The organism is Salsipaludibacter albus (assembly GCF_019798055.1).
Taxonomy (GTDB): Bacteria; Actinomycetota; Nitriliruptoria; order Nitriliruptorales; family Nitriliruptoraceae; genus Salsipaludibacter; species Salsipaludibacter albus.
In genome coordinates this window covers 16,468-41,758 of the sequence record NZ_JAHOPH010000033.1, presented here as the reverse complement: position 1 = coordinate 41,758, position 25,291 = coordinate 16,468, and the positions used below count along the sequence as shown (strand labels likewise).

At 72.9% G+C, this 25,291-nt stretch carries 19 protein-coding genes and 1 tRNA gene; 9 read left to right on the top strand and 11 right to left on the bottom strand.

Annotation, left to right across the window (positions count from 1 at the left end):
- From KR546_RS15880 to KR546_RS15865, 4 genes are all read right to left on the bottom strand, one after another.
- A partial coding sequence (locus tag KR546_RS15880) for a hypothetical protein (protein WP_238445701.1) occupies positions 1-406 on the bottom strand: 406 nt, incomplete at its 3' end.
- Between the two features lie 34 nt (positions 407-440).
- On the bottom strand, positions 441-2,006 hold the full coding sequence (locus KR546_RS15875; RefSeq protein ID WP_238445700.1) for an SPFH domain-containing protein: 1,566 nt from the start codon (positions 2,004-2,006) through the stop codon (positions 441-443).
- Between the two features lie 129 nt (positions 2,007-2,135).
- A complete protein-coding gene (locus KR546_RS15870) occupies positions 2,136-3,014 on the bottom strand; it encodes a Cof-type HAD-IIB family hydrolase (protein WP_238445699.1) in 879 nt (292 codons plus the stop codon).
- Positions 3,015-3,016: 2 nt separating this feature from the next.
- Complete coding sequence (locus KR546_RS15865; protein WP_238445698.1) at positions 3,017-3,346, bottom strand: DUF3467 domain-containing protein; 330 nt, start codon at positions 3,344-3,346, stop codon at positions 3,017-3,019.
- A 126-nt stretch (positions 3,347-3,472) separates the two neighbouring features.
- On the opposite strand from KR546_RS15865, the gene KR546_RS15860 reads away from it, so the two are divergent.
- Entirely contained in the window at positions 3,473-4,999 is a 1,527-nt protein-coding gene (locus KR546_RS15860) for a hypothetical protein (protein WP_238445697.1), read from the top strand.
- 172 nt (positions 5,000-5,171) lie between these two features.
- Positions 5,172-6,956, top strand: coding sequence for a choice-of-anchor B family protein (locus KR546_RS15855; protein ID WP_238445696.1), 1,785 nt, complete (start codon positions 5,172-5,174; stop codon positions 6,954-6,956).
- 36 nt (positions 6,957-6,992) lie between these two features.
- On the opposite strand, the gene KR546_RS15850 is transcribed toward KR546_RS15855, so the two are convergent.
- On the bottom strand, positions 6,993-7,985 hold the full coding sequence (locus KR546_RS15850; protein ID WP_274388205.1) for a formylglycine-generating enzyme family protein: 993 nt from the start codon (positions 7,983-7,985) through the stop codon (positions 6,993-6,995).
- 101 nt (positions 7,986-8,086) lie between these two features.
- Entirely contained in the window at positions 8,087-11,554 is a 3,468-nt protein-coding gene (locus tag KR546_RS15845) for an ATP-binding protein (protein WP_238445694.1), read from the bottom strand.
- 186 nt (positions 11,555-11,740) lie between these two features.
- Here KR546_RS15845 and KR546_RS15840 point away from each other — a divergent pair, with 186 nt between their 5' ends.
- Complete coding sequence (locus KR546_RS15840; RefSeq protein WP_238445693.1) at positions 11,741-13,141, top strand: FAD-binding oxidoreductase; 1,401 nt, start codon at positions 11,741-11,743, stop codon at positions 13,139-13,141.
- Positions 13,142-13,170: 29 nt separating this feature from the next.
- Here the strand turns inward: KR546_RS15840 and KR546_RS15835 are convergent, their stop codons facing one another.
- Positions 13,171-14,568: a dihydrolipoyl dehydrogenase family protein gene (locus tag KR546_RS15835; RefSeq protein ID WP_238445692.1), complete on the bottom strand. Its 1,398-nt coding sequence runs from the start codon at positions 14,566-14,568 to the stop codon at positions 13,171-13,173.
- Positions 14,569-14,712: 144 nt separating this feature from the next.
- On the opposite strand from KR546_RS15835, the gene KR546_RS15830 reads away from it, so the two are divergent.
- The 4 genes from KR546_RS15830 to KR546_RS15815 all read left to right on the top strand — a co-directional run bounded on the left by KR546_RS15830 (position 14,713) and on the right by KR546_RS15815 (position 18,597).
- A tRNA-Val gene (locus KR546_RS15830) sits at positions 14,713-14,785 on the top strand.
- A 27-nt stretch (positions 14,786-14,812) separates the two neighbouring features.
- Positions 14,813-15,970: a Nif3-like dinuclear metal center hexameric protein gene (locus KR546_RS15825; protein WP_238445691.1), complete on the top strand. Its 1,158-nt coding sequence runs from the start codon at positions 14,813-14,815 to the stop codon at positions 15,968-15,970.
- A gap of 26 nt (positions 15,971-15,996) precedes the next feature.
- On the top strand, positions 15,997-16,722 hold the full coding sequence (locus tag KR546_RS15820) for a zinc ribbon domain-containing protein (protein ID WP_238445690.1): 726 nt from the start codon (positions 15,997-15,999) through the stop codon (positions 16,720-16,722).
- Positions 16,723-16,914: 192 nt separating this feature from the next.
- Positions 16,915-18,597 (top strand): plastocyanin/azurin family copper-binding protein, encoded by a 1,683-nt coding sequence (locus KR546_RS15815; RefSeq protein ID WP_238445689.1) that lies wholly within the window; start codon positions 16,915-16,917, stop codon positions 18,595-18,597.
- Here KR546_RS15815 and KR546_RS15810 read toward each other — a convergent pair.
- Positions 18,590-19,036, bottom strand: a complete 447-nt coding sequence (locus KR546_RS15810) for an RrF2 family transcriptional regulator (protein WP_238445688.1) — start codon at positions 19,034-19,036, stop codon at positions 18,590-18,592. The two genes, KR546_RS15815 and KR546_RS15810, sit on opposite strands and share 8 nt — an antisense overlap.
- 167 nt (positions 19,037-19,203) lie before the next feature.
- On the opposite strand from KR546_RS15810, the gene KR546_RS15805 reads away from it, so the two are divergent.
- Positions 19,204-20,427 (top strand): hypothetical protein, encoded by a 1,224-nt coding sequence (locus tag KR546_RS15805; RefSeq protein WP_238445687.1) that lies wholly within the window; start codon positions 19,204-19,206, stop codon positions 20,425-20,427.
- On the opposite strand, the gene KR546_RS15800 is transcribed toward KR546_RS15805, so the two are convergent.
- Entirely contained in the window at positions 20,396-20,914 is a 519-nt protein-coding gene (locus KR546_RS15800) for a glycine cleavage system transcriptional repressor (RefSeq protein ID WP_238445686.1), read from the bottom strand. The two genes, KR546_RS15805 and KR546_RS15800, sit on opposite strands and share 32 nt — an antisense overlap.
- A gap of 143 nt (positions 20,915-21,057) precedes the next feature.
- On the opposite strand from KR546_RS15800, the gene KR546_RS15795 reads away from it, so the two are divergent.
- Complete coding sequence (locus KR546_RS15795) at positions 21,058-21,543, top strand: DUF1269 domain-containing protein (RefSeq protein ID WP_238445685.1); 486 nt, start codon at positions 21,058-21,060, stop codon at positions 21,541-21,543.
- Positions 21,544-21,557: 14 nt separating this feature from the next.
- Here KR546_RS15795 and KR546_RS15790 read toward each other — a convergent pair whose 3' ends face one another.
- Positions 21,558-23,300: a SulP family inorganic anion transporter gene (locus KR546_RS15790; RefSeq protein ID WP_238445684.1), complete on the bottom strand. Its 1,743-nt coding sequence runs from the start codon at positions 23,298-23,300 to the stop codon at positions 21,558-21,560.
- Positions 23,301-23,388: 88 nt separating this feature from the next.
- A complete protein-coding gene (locus tag KR546_RS15785) occupies positions 23,389-25,290 on the bottom strand; it encodes an alkyl/aryl-sulfatase (protein ID WP_238445683.1) in 1,902 nt (633 codons plus the stop codon).
- Between the last annotated feature and the right edge of the window lies 1 nt (position 25,291).

The following is a 25,291-nucleotide window of genomic DNA, read 5'->3' as shown; positions in this document are numbered from 1 at the left end:
AGCTGACGTCGAGTCTCGTGGGCTCGGGGCGGGGTTCGGCGACGACGTCGTCCAGGCCGGTCGCCCCGGCCGCGGCGCCACCGACCGCTGCCAGCGCCCGCCGACGTGACTCGGGCGTGGCCACGGCCTCGGACAGTTCGCGGAGGTCGTCGCCGTCGAGTCGCCGCACCATGTCGAGCACGGCCCGGGACTGCTCGTCGGTCAGGTCGACGCCGCCCTCGGAGCGGATCCTCGGGACCAGCTCCGGCGCCACCCGCTGGGCGACGAGCACGGCGAGGTCCCGCTTGTCCCCGGCCGACAGCTGCCCGAACAGGCCCAGGGCACGCAACCCCGCACGGGCCCGCTCCATCCGGCTGCCCGACGCCATGGGGATGGCGGCGTCGACGACGTCGGCGGGCGTGGTCATGGGCGCCTCCGGGCCACCGGGTCGACTCCGGGCGTCACGCGGTCGACGGTCCGGTCGACCCCACGCCAGCGTCCGGGTCAGCGTCCGGGCCAGTGCCCGGGTCAGCGTCCGGCTCGGTGGGCCGCTCGGTGCCAGCCGGCCCCTCCTCGACCTCGATGTCGTGGATCGCGCGGTCCCCGAGGGCGTTGCGCAGGACGCTGAGCAGGTCGATGCCCGACAGGCCCTTGACCATCGGCAGCGTGGAGCTGAGCACCTCGGTGACGTCCGCGGTCAGCTTGGACACGCCGGTCCCACCGTCACTGCCGTTGGAGATGATCGTCGTGGACCCGGCGCGCGACAACGGCTCGGACGCCGCCGCGACGACGTCGGGCAGGACCTTCAACGCCTCGAGCGAGATGCCGGCCTCGGTGTACTCGCGCAGGGCCTCGGCGAGCTGGCGTCGGGAGTCGGCCTCGGCCTCGCCCCGTGCCCGGATGGCATCGGCCTCGGCCAGGCCGACGTCGCGTGCCCGGATCGCCTCGGCCTCGGCCTCGGAGCGCAGGGCCTGGGCGGCCTTCTCGCGGCGGATTCGGTCCGCCTCGGCGTCCATCTCCTCGGCGAACTTGCGGGCCTCTGCCTCCTGCTCGCGGGTGAAGCGCTCGGCCTCGGCGCGACGCTGTGCGGCGAACTTCTCGGCCTCGGCCTTCTCACGGATCGTGGCGTCCAGCTCGCGCTTCTGGCGTTCGGCCTCCTTCTCGGCGATCCGGATGTCCTGTTCCTTGGTCTCCATCTCGCCCGCCTTGGTGGCGCGGGTCTGCTCGACCTCCACCTCGGCGCGGATGCCGGCCTTCTTGAGGTCCAGGTCCTTCTGGGACTCGGCGATGTCCTGCTCGACCTGGATGCGACGCTGCTCCTTGGTCAGGCGGGCCGACTCCTCGCGCAGCGAGGCGTCCTTGTCGGACTCGGCCTGGGCGATGCGGGCGTCCCGCCTGGCGCGCTCGATCTCGGGCACGCCCAGCGCGTCGAGGTAGCCGTTGTCGTCGGTGATGGATTCGAACACGAACGACAGGAAGGCGTAGCCCAGGGAGGCCAGCTCGTCGGCGGCCTTGGCCTTGAGGTCCTCGGTGAACTTCGCCTGGTCGCCGTAGAGCTCGGCGACGCTCAACCCCGCGACGATCGTGCGGAGGTGACCGGCCACGACCTTGGTGAGCGCGTTGCGGATGTCCTCCACGCCCATGCCCAGGAAGTTGCCGACCGCCAGGCCGACGGTGGGGAAGCCCTCGGTCCGCTCGGTCGGGTCGACCGGCACCTTCACCGTCGCCGTGCCGTCCACGTTGATCGGCGTGCGCTGGCCACCGGCCAGGACCCCGCGGAGCTTGACGTCCAGCTGCATGGCGTGCAGCGGGAACTTCTCGGCCTCCTCGATGAACGGCGTCACGAAGGTTCCGCCACCGACGATGATCCGGAAGCCGTCACGGCCCTTGCGCTGGCGACGTCCGTAGACGACCAGGGCCTCGTCGGGGCCGATGCGCCGGTACCGGCGACGGTAGATCAACCACAGCACCAGCAGGATGACCGGGATCAGCACCAGCCAGCCCACGACGGTCAGGAACGTGTCCATCGGACCACCTCGAACGACGTCGGATCACGTGACGGGCACGGGCATGCCGCGGGACGTCACGCTGGGACCCACGACTGTAGTCCGACCGTCCCGCCCGTCGTGGCCCGGGACCCGTGATTCCCGGTGGGCTCAGCCTCCCAGCAGGCCCAGCGCGTGCAGCGCCACCAGCACGCCGTCGGCGGTGACCGACTCGGTCACCAGGTGGGCCGCGTCCTTGATCTCGTCGGCGGCCTGGCCCATCGCGATGGCCGTGCCGACCAGCGCGAAGGCGGGCAGGTCGTTGCGACCGTCCCCGATCATCGCGACCGCCTCGGGGCTGATGCCGATGGCGTCGGCCGCGGCCGTGATCGCGCGGGCCTTGGTGACCCCCGGCGAGGTGACGTTGATGTAGGTGCGGTCGGGCTGGGCCAGGGAGTTCGCCGATCCGACGGTCAGCCCGGCCGCGTCGAACGCGGCCTCGAGCCGGTCGGACTCCTCGGGTCCGAAGCCGATGAAGGTGGCCTTGAGGATCGGCTCACGGGGCGGGTCGTCGACCGTGGAGATCCCCGTGGGGTACTGCTCGAGGCTGACCCAGTGGTCGCGGGCGCGCTCGTCCTGGCGGGTGATCGTGAAGCCGGAGGAGGTGTACATCTCGCCGTAGGCACGGTGCTCCCGGGCGATCTCGAGCAGCGTGTGGACGGCCTGGGTCTCCAGCGGCCAGCTCACCAGTGTGGTGCCGTCCAGGCGGACCTCCGCGCCGTTGTGGAGCACGTGCGGGCCGGGCACCGGCAGCCGGGCGTGGATCCGCTCGGCGCCCTGGCGCATCCGACCGGTGACGATGCCCACCGCCACGCCGCGGTCGGCCACCGCCACCATGGCCTCGGCGACCGCGTCGGTCACCTGGTCGTCGGTGCCCAGCAGGGTGCCGTCGGCGTCACTGGCCAGCCACGACACCGACGGGGCACGCCACTGGTCGAACCGGCCACCGGGCTGGAGGCCGGCTGGCAGGGTGGGGGTCGCGTCGGCCACGGTCAGCCGACCGCCCGGATCGAGCCGAACTTGTCCTCGTACTTCGACTGCGCGTTGGCCAGCGAACGCATCACCTGTGCCACCATCGTGGGCGCGAGCTTGATCCGTGCGACCACCTCGGCGTTGACCTGCCCGGGCTCGCCACTGGGCATCATCTGGCAGAAGTCCAGGGTGAACTCGTGGGCCGTGTGCTGGATGACGGAGAAGTTCGCGTACTTGCCGTGCTTGAGGTCGTCGTCGACGACGACACGGATCTTGGCACCGCCCGCTGGTGCCCCGCGCGGCTGCTCGGGTTCGTCGGGCTGCTCGGGCTGGTCGGGCTGGTCGGCCATGGGGATTCGTCCTCGTCGGCGGCGTCGGATGGCGTGTTGCGGGCGGATGGATCGGTGGGAAGACCGTACAGTCGGCGGACCACGTGCCGTCGCCGCCGATCGCCTCCGGTCGCCCAGGAGTTCCCGTTGCGCCAGCAGCTCGGATCGCTCCACGACGAGGCCCGTGACCAGGTGCTCGCCGCTGCGGGACTCGTGGGGCGGATGTGGGACCGGGACCCGACCGTGCTGGCGCCGGCGGGCGAGACCTCCGAGCTGTTCGGGTGGCTCGACCTGCCCACCACCACCGCGGCCCGGGCGCCGTCGTTGCGTCGGCTCGCCGACGAGGTCCGCGTCGAGGGCATCACGGACGTGCTCCTGCTCGGGATGGGTGCCGCGTCCCTGCACGCCCGCACGCTCGCGTCACTGCTCGACACGACCGTCCCGCACCTCCACCTCCTCGACAGCACCCATCCCGACGCCGTGGCACGCCTGCGGGCGGCCTTCGACCCCCGGACGTGGCTGGTCGTCGCGGCGTCGAAGTCGGGAACGACCCTGGAGACCCGGTCCCTGCTGGCCCGGTTCCACGCCGACCTCGTCGATGCCCTGGGCCACGACGAGGCCGGCCGCCACCTGGTCGTGCTGACCGACCCGGACTCGCCGTTGGCACGGGTGGGCCGCGACGCCGGTGCACGCGCCGTCGTGCTGGGCGATCCCGACGCGGTCGGCAGCCATGCGGCGCTGGGCGTGTTCGCGATGCTGCCCGCGGCACTGCTCGGGCTGGACGTCCGGGCCCACCTCGCCGCTGCCGATCCGGCGATCGCCCGCAGCCAGCAGGTCGACCTGGCCGACAACACCGCTGCCCGCCTGGGGGCCGTGCTGGCCGCCGCCTCGCGACGTGGCCGCCACCAGCTGGTCCTGGTGGTCGACGAGGACCACGTCGACCTGGGCCAGTGGATCGCCCACGTGGTGGGGGAGTCGCTCGGCAAGGGTGGCAACGGCGTGGTGCCCCAGGTCGACCACCACGTCGAGGAGCCTGCCGCCTACGGCCCCGACGTGGTGGTGGTGTCCCTGGGCGACCGCCCCGGACTGCACGCCGTCGCCGACGCCGGCATCCCCACGGTCGTGCTCGACCCGGTGCGGTTGGACGACCTGGCCGCCGCGGTGTTCGACTGGCAGTTCGCCGCCGCCGTGGCCGCGGGCCTGCTGGGTGTGGACCCGTTCCACGCACCGGCCGCGGCGGCGGGGGAGGACCGTGCGCGACGGATCCTCGCCACCGGTGACGTGGCCGTCGCCACGGTCCCAGCCCAGCAGCTGGTCGACGCACTGGAGACCGGCCGGCGGCTGTCGCTGTGGGCGTGGGTGGACCCGGGCGGTCCGATGCCGGCCAGGCTGGACGCGGCCGCCGCGACCCTGCGCCGTCGCTTCGGCATCCCGGTCACCGTCGAGCCCTGCCCGCGGTCGTTGCACCTGACCGGCCAGCACCACAAGGACGGGCCACCCGGTGGCGTGCACGCCTTCGTGGTCGAGCCCAGCGCGACGATCGTCGAGGTCCCGGGCACCGACCACGACTTCGGTCGCCTCCTGTCGGCCCAGGTCGCTGCCGAGGCCGCCGACCTGCGCGACTTCGGTCGCCCGGTCGCGGTCGTCGACCTCGACGACCTCCTCGCCGCCTGACCGCCGGGATCCCGGCCCAGCCGCCGGCATGTGACGACGGATCGGACACGACCTGTTGCCACGGACGAGGCCCCTCACTAGGGTCATTCGGACCAATCCCCCCGGCTGCTGCAACGACGTGACCCATGCGGGTCGGGGACCAGGCATCTCCCTGCCCCCCAGGAGGCGCGTCGTGGCCGTCATCGCCGACAAGACCCTGCCCAAGCTGCTCATGGTCGTGGTGCTCGCCACCGCACTGGTGGCGTCGAACCCACCGGCCGCCTCGGCACACGAGGAGTGTGCGGCCCAACCGGCGGCCACGGGCCTCCTGGGAACCCTCCTGACGTTCGTGAACGTCTTCTCCGCGGTGCTGTCGACCGAGGTCGACTGCGGTGACGACGCGGACAACGTCAAGCACGCGACCGAGGGGACCCTCCCGGCGGACTTCCAGGCGCCGGACATGGCGGCCTACGCCGCGGTCAACACCGGTGACGACCGCGCCGCGCCGTGCGTCGACGGGGTGGCCTACGTGCCCGAGTTCGACGGCCATCCGTACCTCGGCAGCGGCGCCTTCCCGTGCGAGGCGGCCGACCTGGTGTCGGTGCTGACCAACGACGAGATCGGCGGCGGCCTGGCGGTCGGCGACGGACGCGGCAGCGACGTGTGGGGCTGGACCGACCCCGAGACCGGGCGCGAGTACGTCCTGGCCGGCCTCGAGGTGGGGACGGCGTTCGTCGACATCTCCGAACCGCGCGATCCGGTCTACCTGGCGTTCCTGCCGACCTCGGCCACCAACGACCTGATCTGGCGCGACATCAAGACCTACCAGGACCACGCCTTCATCGTCGCCGAGTCCAGCAACCACGGCATGCAGGTGTTCGACCTCACGAAGCTGCGTGACCTCGACCCGTCGGCCGCCCCCCACACCGTCACCGAGGACGCCCTTTACACCGGGTTCCAGCGGGCGCACAACATCGCGATCGACACCGACACCGGGTTCGCCTACGCGGTCGGCCAGCGCAACGACGCCCACGGCTGCGCGTCCACGTCCCACCTCATCGACATCCGCGATCCGCTGAACCCGACCTTCGCGGGCTGCTACGACGAGAACGGGTACGTGCACGACACCCAGTGCGTCATCTACGAGGGTCCCGACGGGCGCTACACCGGCCAGGAGATCTGCTTCAACTCCAACCCGTCCACGCCGGGGATCGGGCGCGCCCTGGTGATCTCGGACATGACCGACAAGTCGAACCTCGAGACGTTGTCCCGGACCGGCTACCCCAACCCGGCCTACAGCCACCAGGGCTACCTGCTCGACGGGCACCGCTACTACCTCCACAACAGTGAGACGACCAACCGGGTCCCGCAGGGCGTGGACATCTTCGACGTCGCCGACCTGGAGAACCCGGTCCACATCGGCTTCTTCGAGAACCCGGCCCAGTCGACCCAGCACAACATGTACCAACGTGACCGGTTCGTCTACCAGAGCAACTACAGCTCGGGCCTGCGCGTGTACGACCCTGCCGAGGTCGGTGACGGGACGCTCGAGGAGGTCGCCTACCTCGACGTGTACCCGCCGCACGACGACCCGGGCTTCGGCATCGGCAGCTGGAGCAACTACACCGCCTTCGACAGTGGCGTGATGGCGGTCCACGGGTACCAGGGGCTGTTCCTGGTCGACCCGCGCCTGCCCACCTTCGCCATGCTGGACGACTCGGTCGACGACCTCGTGGACGCCGGCGGGCTCGCGAATCCCTTCGCGAGCCAGGTCCGCCGAGCCCTGGACCTGGCCGAGGCGTCGACCACGACGGCCGACCAGGCACAGGTCCACCTCGAGCGGGCGATCCGCCAACTGCGCCAGCAGGCCGACGTCGCGGAGCGCACGCCACGGCCCACCAGCGGCGATCCCGCCGGCATGCGTGCCCTGGCCGACGAGCTGCAGGAGAAGGTGGAGGACCTGGACGGGGCCCCCTGAGCCCCGACCGCCCCGTCCTTCGGCCCGCGTCGTCGTTCAGTCCGCGGCAACCACGCGGAAGCCGATGTTGCCTGCGGTGCTGTCGGGCGTGTTCGCGCTGCGGGAGTCCACCCGGTAGCGCCAGCAGTAGCTGTCGTGGCACAGGTAGGAGCCACCGCGCATCACCCGCGCCTGCCCGCTCGACGGTCCGGTCGGCGACCGGCGTCGCGCGTGCCGGTAGGCGTCGGGCGAGAACCAGTCCGCACACCACTCCCACACGTTGCCGGTCACCTCGTGCAGCCCGTAGCCGTTGGGCCGGAACGTCCCGACGGGGCAGGTGCCGACCCACCCGTCGTCGCCGGTGTCGTCGCCGGGGAAGCTGCCCTGGAAGACGTTCATGCGGTGCTCGCCGTCGGGCTCGCGCTCGTCCCCCCACGGGAAGTGGTGCCCGTCGAGCCCACCCCGGGCGGCGTGCTCCCACTCGGCCTCGGTCGGCAGCCGCGTGCCGCTCCAGGCGGTGAACGCGACGGCGTCCAGCCAGCTGACGTGCACGACCGGGTGGTCGCCCCGGTCGGCCTGGTCGCTGTGCGGGCCCTCGGGGTGGCGCCAGTCCGCGCCCAGCACCTCGCGCCACCACGGCGCCGCCGCCACCGCGCGGGTCGGCGGAAAGTCGTCGGGCAGCAGGCCGGCGAACACGAACGAGTTGCCGAACTCCTCGGCCGTCGTGACGTGGCCGGTCGCGTCGACGAACGACGCGAACTGGTCGTTGGTCACGGTGTGGGCACCGATCGAGAAGGCGGACAGCTCGACCTCGTGGACCGGGCCCTCGCCGTCGTCCGGATAGCCCCGCGGGTCGTCGGTGCCCATGCGGAACACCCCTCCCGGCACCGCGACGACGTCCAGTCCGGGGCGGCCGTCCCCGGTGGATCTCGTCGCCGGGGCGTCCCCGTCGGCGGGGTCGAGCGAGGTCGCCCGCACGTCGGACCCACCGGGTCGAGTCGGTCCACAGCATGCCGCCACGACAGATCTCCCTCCGCCCGCCCCGGGCATGTCGTCATGGTCATGGTCGTCGGCCACCGTAGGCGGCCGGGAGGCGACCCACGCTCCGCGCAGCCGGGTCGGGAGCGCGCGACGGCCTCGGCAAGTCTGGATCAGCGAGGACGAGGGGCGGGCGACATCGGCACGTCCCGGCTGGCCACGTGCGGTTCGAGGGCGATCCCGAGTGCGGTGGCCCCGTCGGCCGCTTCCCGGACCGACACGTCTGCTCGTTCGCGATCACCGGGATGGTCGCGTCGCCGCAGGGCCACGGCCAGGGCCTCGCGGGAGCGCACGCCCCAGACGGGAAGCCGCTCGCGCTCGGCGTGGTCGATGCCGGCCCGGAGTCCGGCGATCGCCTCGTCGTGGTGGCCCAGCAGCGACGCCAGTCGCCCCAGCTGCAGGTCCACGGGCCCTGCACAGGCGACGGTGCCGAAGTGTCCGACGTGGCCGCGGTGGGGGAGCAGCGCCTCGCGCAGGCGCTCGGACAGCAAGACCTCGCCGAGGTCCGCTGCCAACCGGGCGTGCACCACGGTGAGCCCGAGCCACTCGTACGAGGGCAGGAGCGGGACGGCCGTCAGCTCGGCCAGCAGGTCGCGCGCATCCCCGGTGCGGCCGGCACGGTGGTGGTCGGCCACGGCGGCCTCGGGGAAGCCGGCGAAGACCATCGCACGGCGATCGCCGTCCAGGTCGTGGAGGGTCCCCAGGTCCCAGCAGAGCAGTCCGACGATCTGCCCGACGGCACGCTCCAGTGCGTACAGCCCGGTCCGGCGGTGCAGGTCCTCGGCCGTGTCGGCCAGGCGACGCGCACCGGCGAGGTCCCCACGGATGCCGGCGAACATCGACCGGCTCCAGGCCAGCTGTGCCTCGACCAGGGTGGCGCGCAGCTCTCGGGCGAGCGCGATGGCATCGGCGTGGTGCTGTTCTGCTGTGCGGACGTCACCGAGGTCGAGCGCGATGGTGAACAGTCGCGTCCGGGCCAGCAGTTCGTGGTGGCCCGACCCGACGTGGCCAGCCAACGCGAGGAGCCGCGTGGCCTGGTCCTGCTGGTCCGTCATCCCCTGCGGTCGCCAGGCGACCTGCAGCGCACCGGCCCTGGCCTCGACCACCAGCAGCGGGTCCCCGATGCGCTCGGCCATCTCGACCGCCTCGGTCGCGAACGCGATCCCCCGGTCCTGGTCGCCGTAGTACTCGCCGGCGGCACGGACCACCAGGACCCGGACGCGCTCGGCGGTGTCGGCGCGGCCGAGCGCCGCCAGGGTCCGATCGATCCGGTCGATCTGGGCCCGGGGGCGGGTCCCCTGGGGAACCCAGAACCACACGCCACCGGAGAGGTCGAAGCCCTGCACGGCGCGGGCCATCGCGGGCGCGTCACCGAGTTCCTCGGCGACGTCGATGGCCTCGGCGAGGGTGGCCAGTGCCCCGACGTGGTCGCCAGCGATCCCGCGGGCGTGGCCCAGGGCCGTGAGGACGGCCAGCCGGGCCGCCCGGTCGCTGGCAAGCCCGTGGTCGCCGTCGACGACCCGCAGCGCCTGCATCCGCCACCGGACCACGTCGTCGTGGGCCAGCCGGTGCGTGGCGAGGTCGGCCGCTGCCAGGCAGGCCGTGACGGTCGCGGTGGGATCGGCCAGTGGGGCTGCGGCGACCAGGTGCCCGGCTCGCTCGGCCAGCCAGCGTTCCGGGTCGGTCGCCGCGGGGCCCGCCAGGGCCTCGGCCAGCCGGAGGTGCAGGCGTCGACGTTGCAGGTCCGGCAGGTCCTCGCGCAGGGTGGACCGGAGCAGGGCGTGGGCGAACTGGTAGTGACCGGGGACCTCGAGAGGACGCAGGACGTGTGCGTCCACCGCTGCGCTCAGCCCCTCCACGACCTCGACGCGGTCGAGGTCGCCGGCGGCCGTGAGTTGGTCCAGCGCGACCTCGCCGCCGGCGAGTGCGGCCAACGAGAGCAGGGAGCGGGCCGACTCCGACAGCGGCGCGAGGCGACGGCGGAGCACGTCGCGCACACCGTCGGGCACGACCTCCGTGACGATGGCGGAACGTCCCAGTCGGGCGAACTCGGTGACGAAGTACGGGTTGCCGGTGGTGCGGGCATGGAGCTCGGCGACCTCGTGGGGTGCCAGTGGCTGGTCGCAGACGGCGCCGGCGAGTGCGGCGGTGGCCGCCAGGTCCAGTCCCTGCAGGTCCATGCGCACCGCGCCGGGGCGGCGGGTGATGTCGGCCAGGACCCGGTCGATCCCCGGCGTGGTGACGCCGGCTCGCACGGTCACCACGACCAGCAGCGGGACGTCCCGCACCTGCAGGCCGACGTGGGCCACCAATCGCAGCGATTCCGGGTCGAACCATTGGAGGTCGTCCAGCAGGACCACGAGCGGCTGCTCGACGGCGGCCGTGGCCAGCGCTCCGGCGACCCGGTCGGCGCGTTCGAACCGTCCGGCAGCGATGTCGCCGAGCGCGTCCGTGGCGACCTGGAGGACGTCCCGCGGGTCCTCGGCCCCCAGGCCGCGCAGCACCTGGACCCATGGCCACAGCGCGGGAGCCGCGCCGTCCTCGTGCGTCCGGGCCCAGGCGACACGTGCGCCGACGCCGGCGGCGGTCGCGGCCGCCTGCTCGGCCAGCCGGGTCTTGCCGATGCCGGGTTCCCCCACCAGCACCACCCAACGCGTCGCACCGCCCACCGCCTGCGTGACGGCGGCCTCCAACACGTCCAGTTCGCGGGCGCGCCCCACCACGCCCTCGGAGTCCCGGTCGACGGACGTCGCGCTGCCCGGGGTGTCCAGGGCCGCGACGACCACGGCGGTGTCCGCCGCCGGACCTGCCAGCACTGGCCCGGTCGGCAACTCGCCGCGCAGCAGTCCCACCTCGATGGCCTGGAGCGCTGGCCCGGGGTCGAGTCCCAACTCGTCGGCGTACCGCGCCCGGACGTCGCGGTAGCGGTCCAGGGCCTCGGCAGTCCGGCCGGCGCGGTGCAGCGCCGTCAACAGCAGCTCCCACGGTCGTTCGCGCAGGGGCCGATCGCGCGTCAGCGACTCGAGTTCGAACAGGGCGTGGGCGGTGGCGCCCGTGGCCAGGAGTGCCGCGGCATGGTCCTCGCGGACGGCGTCGCGCAACTCGCCGTGGGCGGCGGCGACGTCCTGCACGAACGCCAGGTCGGCCAGGTCGGCCAGCACCTCGCCACGCCACGACGCCAGCGCTGCCTCCAACGATCGCAACGCCGACGGGGCGTCACCGGCCGCCAGGGCGTGCACGCCCTCCGCGGCCAGAGTGGCGAATCGCCGTGCGTCGAGCGACTCCTCGGGCAGCAACAGTGCGTAGCCAGGGGCGCGGGTGACCAGCAGCCGGGCGGGGTCACGGGGCGCGCGGTCGGTCTCCAGCACCCGGCGCAGTCGTGACACCAGGGCCTGCAGCGAGACGTCGGGCCGACCCGGGGGATCGTCGCCCCACAAGTCGTCGGCCAGCCGATCCGTCGAGACCGCGTGTCCGTCGGCCACCACGAGTCGCGCCAACAGGATGCGTTGCTGCCTGCGTCCGAGGTCGAGTGCGACACCGTCGCGCACGACCTCCAGGGGCCCGAGGATCCGGACGTCCATGGCCACCTCCCCCGGGAAGCGCCACGGTTGAACACCGCGGATCTGCGCACCCTACAGGCACGGGGTGGCAAGTCGACGCCAAGGGTCCGGCAAGGGCGCTGGGGGATCGTGACCGGTGTCGCGAGCACGGCTCGCACCTCGGCCGCCGGAGGGGCGGTGCGAGCCAGACCCGCACGAGGAACCGTCATGAGCACCCTGCAGACCACCCGCACTCCGACCCCGCTGGACCTCGACCAGCTGCGCCAGCGCGTGCTGGGCGCGGTCGTGGCGCCGTGGGACGACGACTGGGACGACGTGCGCCAGGCGTGGAACGTCGCGTTCGACCAGCGGCCTGCCCTGGTGGTGCAGCCCGAGACCGTGGGCGACGTCCAGCAGGTGATGGCCTTCGCCGCCACCCACGAGCTGCGGGTCGCGCCCCAGTCCACCGGACACAACGCCATGGCACTGGGCGACGACCTGGCCGACACCCTGCTGGTGCGGATGGACCGCATGCGTGGCGTGACGGTGGATCCGGTCGGTCGCCGGTTCCGTGCCCAGGGCGGGGCGTGGTGGGGCGACGTCACCGCGGTGGTCGCGCCGCTGGGACTCGCCGCCCTGGCAGGGTCGTCGCCGGACGTCGGCGTCGTGGGCTACACCCTGGGCGGTGGTATCAGCTGGCTGGGGCGTCGGCACGGCCTCGCCGCCAACTCCGTGCTCGCCATCGAGGTCGTGACCGCCGACGGGGCACTCGTGCGCTGTGACCACAGCACGGAACCGGGCCTGTTCTGGGCGCTGCGCGGGGGTGGCGGCAGCTTCGGCGTCGTCACCGCCATCGAGATGGCGCTGTACCCGCTGCCCGAGGTCCTCGCCGGCGCCCTGTTCTTCCCGTGGGAGCGGGCCCGGGAGGTCCTGCAGGCGTGGGCCACCTGGACCCACGACGTCCCCGATGCCCTGACCTCGATCGGTCGGATGCTGCAGTTCCCGCCGATCCCGGACGTCCCGGAGCCCTTGCGCGGTGGGCGGTTCGCGGTCGTGGAGGTGGCGTGGCTCGGTGACGCGCGCTCCGGCGACGAGCTCGTCGCGCCCCTGCGGGCACTGGGGCCGACCATCGACACCATCGCCATGGTCCCGCCGGACGGCCTGGCGAGACTGCACATGGACCCTGAGGGTCCGACTCCCGGCATCGGGGGCACACGGATGCTGCGTGCCCTGCCGGGGGCGGCGGTCGATGCCCTCGTGGACGCCGTCGGGCCTGGCTCGGGCTCGCCGCTGCTCAGCGTCGAGATCCGTCACCTGGGCGGAGCGTTGGGTCGCTCTGCGCCACGGCACGGCGCCCTGGAGCGACTGGCCGGCGACTACCTGGCCTTCGGCGTCGGGGTGCCGGTCGTCCCGGAGCTCGTGGCGCCGATCGAGGCCTCCCTGGCCGCGATGCAGGCAGCGCTGGCCCCGTGGGGGACCGAGACCCAGTACCTCAACTTCGTCGAGGAACCCGCCCACGCGTCGACGTTCCACGACGAGGGGGCGCTGGCCCGGCTCCGGTCGGTCAAGGCGGCCGTGGATCCGTCGGAGCGACTCCGTGCCAACCACCCGATCAGGGCGGCGGCATGAGGATCGCGCGTGCGGTGCGAGCGTTTCCGTCAGTCGCGCAGGGCCTCGAGGAGGCGCAGCCACACCTCGGAGACCGTCGGGAAGGCCGGTACGGCGTGCCACAGGGTCGACACGGGGACCTCGCCGGCGATCGCGATGGTCGCGCTGTGCAGCAGCTCGGCCACCTGCGGGCCGACGAAGGTCGCGCCAACGACGACGTCACGGTCGGTGTCGACCACCAGTCGGGCAGGTCCTCCCGCGTCACGGCCGAGCAGGGAACCACCGGCCACGCCACCGGTGTCGTGCTCCACGACCCGGATCGACAGTCCGGCGTCGCGAGCACCCTGCTCGGTCAGCCCGACCGCGGCGATCTGGGGGTCGGTGAACACCACGCGCGGGACGGCCCGGTCGTCCGCCCAGGCCTCGTCGACGTCGACCCCGCCCAGCCGGTCACCGACCAGCCGTGCTTGGTACTTGCCCTGGTGGGTCAGCAGGACCCGGCCGTTCACGTCGCCGACGGCCGACAGCCAGTCGTGTCCGGGGACCCGCAGGTGCCCGTCGACCTCGACGAACCCGCTGTCGCCGGGCTCGACCCCGACGGTGTCGAGGCCGACGTCGTCGCTGCGGCCTCGTCGGCCCACCGCGACCAGCAGTTCGTCGCCCCGGACCTCGGTGTCGTCGTCCAGGGTCACGACCACCTCGCCGGCGTCGTCGTCCGCCCGGGTGACCGCGGTGGCCTTCGCACCCAGCCGCACGGTGATCCCGTCGGCCTCGAGGCTCTCCCGGACCGCCTCGGACGCGTCCGGCTCCTCGGTGGCGACCAGCCGGTCGAGTGCCTCCACGATCGTGACCTCGCTGCCCAGCCGGGCCATCGCCTGTCCCATCTCGACGCCGACCACGCCACCGCCCAGCACGACCAGGCGGTCGGGGATCGCCGACACCGACGTGACGTCGCGGTTGTCCCACGTCCGGGTCTCGGCCAGCCCGTCGATCGGCGGCTCGACGGGTGCCGAGCCGGTCGCCAGCACCACGCCCGCGGTGGCCTCCAGGACGGTCGTGGTGTCGTCGTCGTGGGTGACGGTGACCTCGCGCTCGCCGGTCAGGCGTCCGTGGCCCCGCAGCAGTTCGACCCCCGCCGACTCGAGCCATTCGACCTGCGAGGAGTCGTCCCAGTTCGACGTGAACGCCGTGCGCGACGACAGGGTCGCGGCGACGTCCACCTCGCCCGTCACCGCCGGCGCGGCTCCCGGAACCCGGCGTGCGGCGGCGAGGACCTCGGTCGGGCGGAGCAGGGCCTTGGACGGCATGCAGGCCCAGTAGGAGCACTCGCCACCCACCAGGTCGGCCTCGACGATCACGACGTCGAGCCCGTGCTGGCGGGCATAGTCGGCGACGTTCTCGCCGACCGCTCCGGCGCCGATCGCGACGACGTCGACGGTGCGGGACATGGGGGCCTCGATCAGGTCGGGGGTGCGGGTCCGGGCACGTCCACGGACACGTGGGGTGCCATCGAGGTCAACCGTGCCGCACGGGGGGAACATTCCCACGGCCTGGTGGGGGTGGCCGGGTCGGCGGCTATCGTCGGCGCCCGAGCGCGGTTAGCTCAGCTGGGAGAGCACCGCCTTTACACGGCGGGGGTCGCAGGTTCGAGCCCTGCACCGCGCACCCGAATCCCGATGCTCCGGAGGTGCCATGACCGACACCGTCGCGGACTGGCTCGCACTGGTCGACGCCCGCCACCCCTTCGCCCACGCACAGTCGTGGGACCACGTCGGCCTCCAGGTCGGCGCGCCGGACGACCCGGTCACCCGGGTGCTGGTGTCCCTGGACGTCACCTCGGCGGTCGTCGAGGAGGCTGCCGCCCAGCCCGGGACGCTCGTGCTGGCCCACCACCCGCTGCTGTTCCGCCCGTTGCCGGCGCTGACCCCCGACACGGCCACGGGCCGGGTCGTCCTGGCTGCGGCACGGGCCGGGGTGGCGGTCGCGGCGGCGCACACCAACCTCGACGTGGCGACCGATGGTGCCGGGACCAGCGACCCGGTGGTCACCGCACTCGAGCTGGTCGACGTGGCCCCGCTGCAGACCGACACCGAGACCGCGCGGGAGCGCAAGCTGGTGACGTTCGTGCCGACCGACCACCTCGAGGACGTGCTCGACGCCCTGGCCGCCGCCGGTGCCGGGGTGATCGGGGACTACACGCACTGCTCGTTCAGCACGCCGGGACAGGGTCGGTTCCGTCCCGACGAGGGCGCCGATCCGTTCGTGGCCGACCCGGCGGGCCCGTCCGGCCGCACGGTGGTCGACGAGGCCCGGGTCGAGGTGGTCGTGGCACGCGACGCGGTCGAGGAGGTCGTGGACGCGCTGCGCGTTGCACACCCCTACGAGGAGGTGGCCGTCGACGTGTACCCGCTGGCCGACACGTCCCGCGCGGGCCTGGGTCGACGCGGCCGCCTGCCCGAGCCGACGACCCTGGGGGCCGTGGCCGAACGACTGCGGGATCGCCTTCCGGCCCCCGACCTGCGGGTCGCCGGTGATCCGGACCGGGTGGTCGAGACGGTCGCCGTCGTCGGCGGGGCCGGGGACTCGATGGTGGACGTGGCGCTTGCGGCAGGGGTCGACGTCTACGTCACCGGCGACCTGCGTCACCACGTGGTGCTGGATGCCCTGGAGCAGGGACTGGCGCTGGTGGACGCCGGCCACCACGCCGTCGAGGTGGCCGCCATGGTGCCGTGGATCGAGCTGTTGCGTGCCGACGCCACGGGGGAGGGGCTGTCGGCACCGGTGGTAGCGTCGAACGTGTCCACGCGCCCGTGGTCGGACCTGCCACCGGCGGGATCCGCGAACGGGTGATCGCCACGACCGGGAGTCCCTCCGCGATGCCCGACCCCTCCGCCGAGCAGCTCCAGGCCCTGCTCGACCTCGCCGGCACCGACGCCGCGATCCGTCGTCTCCAGAACACGATGGACAACCTCCCCGAGCAGCAGCAGCTGGCCGACCTGGGGGAGCGCCGACGGGCGCTGGAAGACCAGCACGCCGACATCCGGCTCGAGCGCGACCAGGTCACCCAGGTCGCGCGCAAGCACGACCGCGACGTCGGCCAGCTCCGGGAACGGCTGGCGCACGAGCAGCAGCGCATGTACGGCGGCGACATCACCAACGCCAAGGAGCTGGGCAAGATGGAGGCCGAGATCTCGGCCGTCCAGTCGCGCATCGACGAGCACGAGCTGGCCGAGCTGGAGGCGCTGGAGACGCTGGAGGAGCACGAGGAGGCGCTCGACGCCCTCGAACAGGAGCTGGCGACCCTGTCGGAGACCATCCGCGAGACCGAGGAACGTCGGGACGTGGCCGCGTCCGGCCTGCTCGCAGAGATCGCCGAGCACGAGGTGGTCCGCGAGCGCCAGCGGGACGACCTCGACGACGAGCTCGTGGCCCGCTACGACCGCTCGGCGCAGCGATCGGTCGGGGACGCGGTCGGCCGCCTGGACGGCGAGGACTGCACGGCGTGTGGCATCCGGCTGTCCTACGCCGACGTCAACACGCTGGTTGACGGTCCGCCGCTGACCACCTGCCCGAACTGCGGCCGACTCCTCGTCGTCCTGTGACACGGCGCGGCACCGGCTGACCGGGCCTGCGCGTCCGACCCCGGTTCCTCGTGGCCCGTCCGGGGTTCGCCCGATGGTCCCGACGGTTCCGGGCCCTTCGGCGGATGCCGACACCACCCTTCCGTGACACCATCCGAAACACCAAGCAAGAAACTTGGTGTTGAAGAACGCGTGACCTTGGAGGTGATCCCGATGCCGCTCCAGGATCTGCAACGTCCCCGCTCCCATGACACCGTGGCGCCCCCGGACCGCACGCCCCCGCCGACGCCGGTGGTCGAGTCCGTCAGCGGTGGCCGGTTGCTGGCCCTGCTGGTCGCGGTCGTGGGGCTGTCCGTGCTCACCTCCCTGGTCGTCGGCCGCCCCGACCCCGCCGCGGAGCCGGTCGAGGACGCGAGCCCGGCGTCGGCGGCGGAGGACTCGGCGACGGCCGGCGCGGCCACCCCTGCCGACGCCGGCACCGACGTGGTCGGGTCGTTCGTGCCGCGGTCCGAGTTGGCCGCGGCCCCCGCCGACGAGGTCAACGTCGCGACGGCGCCCGAGATGCCGCCGCCGATCACCCGGACCGTGCCGGCGGTGGTCGACGTCGCCTTCGAGATCGTCGAGCAGGTGTCGACGATCGACCCGGCGACCGGGGCCCAGTACGAGACCTGGGGCTACCGGGTCACCGACGGTGCCGATGGCGTCGTGGTCGGCACGCCGGGACCGGTGATCCGGGCGCGGGTGGGAGACGTGCTCCGCTTCGCCCTCACCAACCCGGCCGGCAACACCCATCCGCACAACGTCGACCTCCACGCCGTGACCGGACAGGGGGGCGGTGCGGCCGACACGACGGTCGCGCCGGGCGAAACCGCCACGATCGAGGCGCGGATGCTCTACCCCGGCTTCTTCATGTACCACTGCGCCTATGGCGACGTGCCGTCTCACATCTCCCACGGGATGTTCGGGGGGATCCTCGTCGAGCCCGCCGTCCCGCTGCCGACGGTCGACCACGAGTGGTACCTGGTCCAGTCCGAGTACTACACGACCGTGGCTGACGGCGCGACGCTGGCCGAGGACCGTGCCGCCCTGTCGGCGGAAGAGCCCAGCCACGTCGTGTTCAACGGCGCGGTCGGCTCGCTGGTCGACGACGGGGCGCTGCGAATGGGCGTCGGGGAACGGGCCCGGATCCACTTCGTCAACGCCGGGCTCAACCTCGACAGCAACTTCCACCCGATCGGGTCGCACTGGGACGTCGTCTACCAGGAGGCCGCACTGCTGAACGTTCCCCTGCGGGGCTCGCAGACGACCCTGGTGCCGGCAGGTGGCGGGACCGTGGTCGAGCTGGTCGGCCAGGTGCCCCAGACGATCGTGCTGGTCGACCACGCCCTTGCCCGGGCCTTCGACAAGGGGGCGATCGGCCAGGTCGTGGTCGAGGGCGAGACGGACCCGGAGATCTTCGATGCGGTTCCCGGCGACGCGCCGGACGTCACCGACGACGCGTCGGGCGCCACCGCGGACACCGGCACGGCGACCTCCGGCCCGACGCCCACCACCGATGCGACCGCGGGCGCGTCCGGTGAGGCCGAGGCAACTGCCACCACGGCGGTCACGATCGAACCCGGCGCCGGGGTGTTCCGGGAGTTCGACCAGGACGACTGGTCGGACGCGGCGCTGGCCGGCTACGGGCCGTCGGTCCTGGAGGTGGCCGTCGGCGACACCGTGACCTGGACCAACGACGACACCATGGCCCACACCGTGACGTCGCCGGACGGGGCGTTCGACTCCGGGATGGTCCAGCCGGGCGAGTCGTGGTCGCACACCTTCACCGAGGCCGGCGAGTTCCCGTACCTGTGCACCCCCCACCCGTGGATGCGTGGCCGTGTCGACGTCAACTGACCTCGCGCCCGCCCGCGGCGTCGGCCAGCAGGTCGTCGAGTGCGACGACGTCGGCGAAGGTCGTGTCGGCGAGCCGGGCGGTGAAGGCCTGCTTGGCCGCGACCCACGGCTCGTGGAAGGCGCAGCGCCCGTCCCAGTTGCAGGGGCCGCCCCGCAGCACGCACACCGGGTCCGGATCGGGCTCGACCGCCTGGACCACCTCCAGGACCGTCACCCGTGCGGGCGGTCGAGCCAGCCGGTATCCACCACGACGTCCGGTCGCGGACTCGACCACGCCGGCGGCGGCCAGGGTCGTCAGGAGTTGCGGCAGCCAGGTCGCGGGAACGGCCGTGGCCTCGGCGATGGCGCGTGCCGATCGGAACGCCCCGTCGTCGTGGCGTGCGAGGTGGAAGACGCCGCGCAGGCTGTAGTCGGCGCGTCGTCCGAGGCCGATGTCCATCGTGGCGTCCTCCGGTCCCACTGCGGGTACCCCCACAGGGTGCCGGGAGCCGGGCCGTCGTGACGGCTCCGGGCCATCGGGATGTCGCGGGCTCGACCCGGAGGTCGGGCAACGACACGCACCTGCCAACGCGTCGGTCGCCGTTCGCCGACGTCGTCCCGTGGGTGGTGGCCGCGCTCGTCTTTGCGGCCCTGGCGCTGGTGTGGCTCGTCGGTGGCGATCGACTCCCCGGGGGGCGCTGGCTGGCCGTGCACCTGCTCACGCTCGGGGTGGTCAGCAACCTGGTCCTGGGCTTCAGCCGGCACTTCGCCGAGACGCTGACCCGCGTGCCTGCCGGGGCGGCCCCGTACTCGCAGCTGGTCGGGTTCAACAGCGGTGTGGCGACCGTCATGGTCGGCATGGTCGCCGCCCGGCCCGTCGTGGTCGGCATCGGCGCAACGGTCGCCACGTCGGCGGTGCTGGTGGGCCATCGGCGGATCCGACGGAGCCGCCAGCAGGCCCTGGGGGCGCGATTCGCGTGGATCGTGCGCTGCTACGAGCGTGCACACGGCGCGTTCGTGCACGGCGCGATCCTGGGCGCGCTGATGGGCACGGGGGTGCTGGCCGGTCGGTGGTACGGCGCCGCCCGGATCGCCCACCTCCACGTCAACCTGCTGGGCTGGGCCGGCCTGACCCTGCTCGCGACGATCGTGTTCTTCGGGCCGACCATGGCCCGGACCCGCATCGAGTCGGGCGCCGACGCCCGGGCCGCCCGACAGGTTCCGGTGGCTGGCCACGCCGTGACGGTCGCGGCGCTGGCCCTGCTCGGCAGCGGTGCTGTCGGGTCGGCGGGGGATGTCCTGCGCATGCTCGCCGGCGTCGCCCTGGGCGTGTTCGCGTGGGTCGCGACCGCGACGTGTCGTGGCGTGGTGCGAGCAGTCGCAGCCGCCCCGGCATCGACCGCGCCGATGTCCTCGGCCCGGGGTGGCGTCGCGGCGGTGTGCCGGTGGCTGCCGCTGCTGGCCTGGGCCGACGCCGTCGTGGTGTTGGTCGGGGCCTGGGCGAACCTCCCAGCCCTCGGACTCGGGCTGCTGGTCGGGGTGCTGGCCCAGGCGATCGTCACCACACTGGTGTACTTGGCACCGATGCTCGTCGCGGGTCGCGACGCGGCCCGGGAGGCGGTCCGCGCGGCACTCGGTCGTTGGTCACGCGTCCGGACGGTGGTGTTCAACGTCGGTGCGGGCATCGTGGTCGCCATGGCCCTGGCTGGGACCGCAGCAGGGCCCGTCGGGGCGGTCCTGGCGCGCTCGGGGTGGGCCCTGGTGGCCGTGGCTGTCCTGCAACCCGTGGTCACCACGGCCGTTGTCGCCAGGTCGTCGCTCAGGTCGCGGCCGGGGTCAGGTCGACCATGATCTCGTCGGCGAGTCCCTCGAGCCGCTCGACGAGCGTGTCGACCTCCAGGCCGTCGGGCAGGCGCACGACCGCGGCCGCGTGGAACAGGTTCCCACCGGCCATCGGGGCCGACGACGTCTCGGTCCGCAGCTCCGCGATGCTGACGTCCAGCGAGCTCAGCAGCCGCGACACGTCGTGCACGATCCCGGGCCGGTCGTTGCCCACCAGTTCGAAGGCCAGTTCCGGGCCGGTCGTGGTGACGGACTCCTCACCCTCGTGCAGGCTGGTGTCCAGCAGGCCGAGCTCCCGCAACGGGCCCAGGGCCGTGCGGAACGCGGCGGCGTTGCCGTCCGGGACGGTCACCAGCACGACGCCGGCGAACACGCCGGCCAGCTCGCCCAGGTGGCTCTGTTCCCAGTTCCCACCGTGGTCCGTCACCACGTCGGCCACCGCCGCGACCAGGCCGGTGCGGTCGGTGCCGATCAGGGACAGGACGTAGGAGGCCATGTCGCCCACCCTAGGGGGCCATGGTCCTCCGGAGGGCCGAGTCGACGTCCAGTGGACGGTTGAGGGGCATGTCGCCGGCCCGCTAGCGTCGACGGTCGCGTCCATCCCCGGGCGCCGTTCCCGAGTCGACGAGGACATCACCCATGGCAACCCTCACCGTCTGGAAGTTCGACGACGCCGGCGCGGCCGAGCAGGTCCGTGAACAGCTCGGCTCGCTGCAGAAGCAGGAGCTGATCACCGTCCACGACGCCGCCGTGGTGACCTGGCCCGACGGCGCCAAGAAGCCCAAGACCAAGCAGGCGTTCTCGACCGCCGGCGCCGGTGCGGCCAGCGGAGCGTTCTGGGGAATGCTGTTCGGGCTGATCTTCTTCGTCCCGCTGTTCGGCATGGCCTTCGGGGCTGCGATGGGCGCGCTCAGTGGCTCGCTCACCGACTTCGGGATCGATGACGACTTCATCGACAGCGTGCGTGACTCGGTCACCGAGGGCACGTCGGCCCTGTTCCTGATGTCGTCGGACGCGGTCGTGGACCGCATCCACGAGCAGGTCGACCTGTCGCACGCCGAACTGATCCGCACCAACCTCAGTGTCGAGGACGAAGAGGCCCTCCGCGAGGCCTTCGCCGAGTGAGCACGCCCGCCTGATCAGGGCGAGGGAGGCCGTACCCGGTCACGCAGCCAGTTCCAGCCGCGCACGAGCGGGCTGGGTCGGCTCCTCGGCTCGTCGACGTCCAGCTCGGGGCTGCGTTCGAGCAGCCATGCCCGGGCATGGCCCTTCGCAGCCCGGGTCGACTCGCCCAGGACGGGACGGGCCGGGAACACCTCGATGTGCTGGGCCAGGTCGAGGTCGACGACGTGGTGGAACGCTGCCGCCAGGTCGGGGTCGAGGCCGCTGACGTAGAGCTTGCCGCCCGCCTCGGCCAGCCGCTCGGCGTAGTGCGACAGCACCGTGAAGGCCGTGGCCCCCAGCGAGGCGCGGCCACGCAGGCGCAGCACCACGACCGGTTCGTGCACCCCGGTCGGGTCCGGCAGGACCGACTCCAGCGATCGGGCGCCGGCGTAGAACAGGCTGCCATGCACGTCCAGGGTCGTGACCGATCCGTCGGGAAGCACCGCGGGCGGTTCCTGCTCGCGGATGCGGCCGTCGCCCAGCTCCACCAGCTCGACGACCCGGAGGTCCATCGACTCGCGATTGACCTGCAGGATCAGGGACAGCGCCACGCCGATCCCGACCGCCGCGGCGACCGGCAGGAACAGGGTGGCGACGAACGTGGTCACCATCGCGACCTGTGACTGTGGCCCGGCCCGCCACACCGAGGCGATCGTCGTCGGCCGAATGCCACCGAGGGAGGCCACCACCAGTACCGCCGCCAGGGTCGCGGACGGGACCGCCCCGACGACGCCCGACAGCAGCACGAGCACGACCAGGACCCATGCCCCGGACAGGATCGCCGCCCATCGGTTGCTGGCCCCCGACGCCACGTTGATGGCGGTCTGGCCAACCGAGCCCCCGACCGGCATCCCGCGGAACAGTCCGGCCACGAGGTTGGCGATTCCCTGGGCGGCGAAGTCCCGGTCGGCGTCGGCCCGGCGCCCGTCCGGGTTCGGGGCCGACTCGGCCACGCCGGCGCTCTGGACCAGCACGATCACGGCCACGGCGGCCGCGCCGGCCAACAGGTCCAGCGACACCAGCCGCAACTGCGGCAGGGCGGGCAGTGGCAGGCCCTGCGGGATGTCGCCCGCGTCGCGAACCAGGGCCACGCCGCCGGCGTCCAGCAGCCACACGGCCACCGCGGTGGCCACGAGTGCCACGACCGAGCCGGCCGGTGCGAGTCGGGTCCGGGCAAGCCCCAGCAGCAGGGCGAAGGCCAGCCCGGCGACCAGCATGGTGGGCAGGTCCCAGGTGCCCGGATGGGTCACCACGTCCCAGGCCCGTGTCAGGGACGAGCCGCCGTCGGGGTCGGCCACGCCGGCGACCACCTGGACCTGGCCGAGCACGATGTTGGCGGCGACCCCGGTCAGGAAGCCGATCATCACCGAGTGTGACACGAACCCGGTGAACCGCCCGAGTCCGACCAGGCCGGCGACGACCATCGCCGCACCGGCGAGCATCGTCAGCAGGAACAGCGCCGCGAGGCGGTCCTCGGACGCCACGGGTGCCAGCGCCGACCCGGCCGCCAGCGCCGCCGCACTGGTGGTCGTGACCACCATCAACTGCGAGCTCGCGGTCAGCCCACCCGCGATCCGCCCGACCGCGGTGGCATAGAGCCCGTGGATGGGGTTCACCCCGGCCAGCGTCGCGGCGGCCATGCCGTCGGGCACGCCGCCGATGGCGCCGGGCAGTCCGGCCCCGGCCGCCGGGCCCATCGCCCCCGGTGGCGGCTTCACGCGCCCCCACCAGGCACGCAGGCCGCTGTCGGCGACCGGCTCGGCGGCGTCCGTCACGACGCGGGAGCGGAGCGAGTCATCGGTCCGCTCAGCCGGCGTCGGCGGGGGTCAGGACGGGGAAGTCGGGGTCACCGGGCTGGAGCACGGCCAGCAGTCGCGCCAGCACCGCCTCGTCACCAGCCACCTCGACACCGGCCTCGGCGAAGCCGTCCGGGCCGACCTGCCCGGTGGCCACGCCCAGCAGGGCCGCGCGCGACAGGGTCAGCCTCATGTCGGCATCGCCGGACTGGGCCGCCGACGAGTACGACAGCACGCCGTTGCGCAGCGTCAGGCGGTAGGTGTCCCCATCGGTCAGCTCGACGTCCAGGGTGAGGTGGTCGTCCCAGCACGCCGGCGCGTCGACCTGGATCGCCAGGGCGTCGAACAGTTGCGTGGGGCTCAGTTGCGCGTACAGGTCGGGGGCGGCGGTGGTGGTCGGTGTCCCGAAGTTGCCCCGGCGGAGCTCGTGCACGGCGGACAGGTACACGCTTCGCCACGTGCCGTTCTCGGACCCGTAGCCCAGCTGTTCGTAGGTGTCGGCGAGCAGCTCCCTGGCATCGGCGTGGTCGGGGTCGACCTGGATCACGTGGTTGACCACCTCGGCCACCCAGCGGAAGTCGCCCTCGTCGAACGACGCACGGGCCTTGTCCACGACGGCATCGGCGCCGCCCATGAAGTCGAGGTAGCGACGGCCGGCCTCGGCGGGTGTGTGGGACCACAGGTTGGCCGGGTTGCCGTCGTACCAGCCCATGTAGCGCTGGTAGATGGCCTTGACGTTGTGGCTGACCGACCCGTAGTAGCCGTGCGTGCTCCAGGCTGCCTCCAGTGCCGGGGGCAGCTGGATGGCCTCCGCGATCTCGGAGCCGGTCATCCCCCGGTTGAGCATCCGCAGGGTCTGGTCGTGGAGGTACGCGTACAGGTCACGCTGGATCGACAGGAACTCGCGCAGCTCCTCGCGACCCCAGGTCGGCCAGTGGTGCGACGCGAACACCACGTCGGCCCGGTCGGCGAAGAGGTCGATCGCCTCGGTCAGGTAGATCGACCACACGTGCGGGTCGCGCACCAGGGCGCCCCGGAGTGTGAGCAGGTTGTGGAGGTTGTGCGTGGCGTTCTCGGCCATGCACAACGCGTTGCGGTCGGGGAACAGGAAGTGCATCTCCGCCGGCGCCTCGGTGCCGGGGGCCATCTGGAACTCCATCGTGACGCCGTCGACCGTCTCGACCTGGCCCGTGTGGGTGATGTCCAGGGTCGGCGGGATCAGCGTCGGCTCTCCCTGCGAGGTGGTCTGGCCCAGCCCGGCCCCGACCTGGCCGTCCGGGCCGCGGTCCAGCACTGCGCCGTACATGTAGCCCGCCCGGCGTGCCATGGCGGTGCCGGCGTAGACGTTCTCGGCGACGGCCTCCTCGACGAACCCCTCCGGCGCCAGGATCGCGACCCTGCCGGCGTCCACGTCGGCCTGGTCGACGACCCCGCGGACCCCGCCGAAGTGGTCGATGTGGCTGTGCGTGTAGATGACCCCGGTCACCGGTCGGTCCCCACGGTGCTCCCGGTACAGCTCCAGGGCGGCCGCGGCGGTCTCCTTGGAGATCAGCGGGTCGATGACGATCACGCCGGTGTCGCCCTCGACGAAGCTGATGTTGGACAGGTCCATGCCGCGGACCTGGTAGATGCCCTCGGTCACCTCGTAGAGACCCTGGCGTGCGACCAGCGCCGACTGGCGCCACAGGCTGGGGTTGACCGTGTCGGGTGCGTCGTCGTCGGCCAGGAAGTCGTAGGTGTCGTTGTCCCACACCACGTTGCCGTCGGCGTCGTGGACCACGCCGGGTTCCCGGGCGCCCAGGAATCCCCGGTCGGCAGCGGCGAAGTCGTCGCGGTCGTCGAACGGCCAGCGCTCGAGCAGGGCCGAGTTCTGGTCACGGATGGTGGGGGTGGCGTCCTTGGGCGTCGTCATC

What these genes read in the sequence shown, in the direction of transcription:
- KR546_RS15875 (WP_238445700.1), bottom strand. Translation starts at nt 2,006, where the DNA reads ATGGACACGTTCCTGACCGTCGTGGGCTGGCTGGTGCTGATCCCGGTC.
- KR546_RS15865 (WP_238445698.1), bottom strand. Translation starts at nt 3,346, where the DNA reads ATGGCCGACCAGCCCGACCAGCCCGAGCAGCCCGACGAACCCGAGCAG.
- KR546_RS15850 (WP_274388205.1), bottom strand. Translation starts at nt 7,985, where the DNA reads ATGCCCGGGGCGGGCGGAGGGAGATCTGTCGTGGCGGCATGCTGTGGA.
- KR546_RS15845 (WP_238445694.1), bottom strand. Translation starts at nt 11,554, where the DNA reads ATGGACGTCCGGATCCTCGGGCCCCTGGAGGTCGTGCGCGACGGTGTC.
- KR546_RS15840 (WP_238445693.1), top strand. Translation starts at nt 11,741, where the DNA reads ATGAGCACCCTGCAGACCACCCGCACTCCGACCCCGCTGGACCTCGAC.
- KR546_RS15835 (WP_238445692.1), bottom strand. Translation starts at nt 14,568, where the DNA reads ATGTCCCGCACCGTCGACGTCGTCGCGATCGGCGCCGGAGCGGTCGGC.
- KR546_RS15825 (WP_238445691.1), top strand. Translation starts at nt 14,813, where the DNA reads ATGACCGACACCGTCGCGGACTGGCTCGCACTGGTCGACGCCCGCCAC.
- KR546_RS15820 (WP_238445690.1), top strand. Translation starts at nt 15,997, where the DNA reads ATGCCCGACCCCTCCGCCGAGCAGCTCCAGGCCCTGCTCGACCTCGCC.
- KR546_RS15815 (WP_238445689.1), top strand. Translation starts at nt 16,915, where the DNA reads ATGCCGCTCCAGGATCTGCAACGTCCCCGCTCCCATGACACCGTGGCG.
- KR546_RS15810 (WP_238445688.1), bottom strand. Translation starts at nt 19,036, where the DNA reads ATGGACATCGGCCTCGGACGACGCGCCGACTACAGCCTGCGCGGCGTC.
- KR546_RS15800 (WP_238445686.1), bottom strand. Translation starts at nt 20,914, where the DNA reads ATGGCCTCCTACGTCCTGTCCCTGATCGGCACCGACCGCACCGGCCTG.
- KR546_RS15795 (WP_238445685.1), top strand. Translation starts at nt 21,058, where the DNA reads ATGGCAACCCTCACCGTCTGGAAGTTCGACGACGCCGGCGCGGCCGAG.
- KR546_RS15785 (WP_238445683.1), bottom strand. Translation starts at nt 25,290, where the DNA reads ATGACGACGCCCAAGGACGCCACCCCCACCATCCGTGACCAGAACTCG.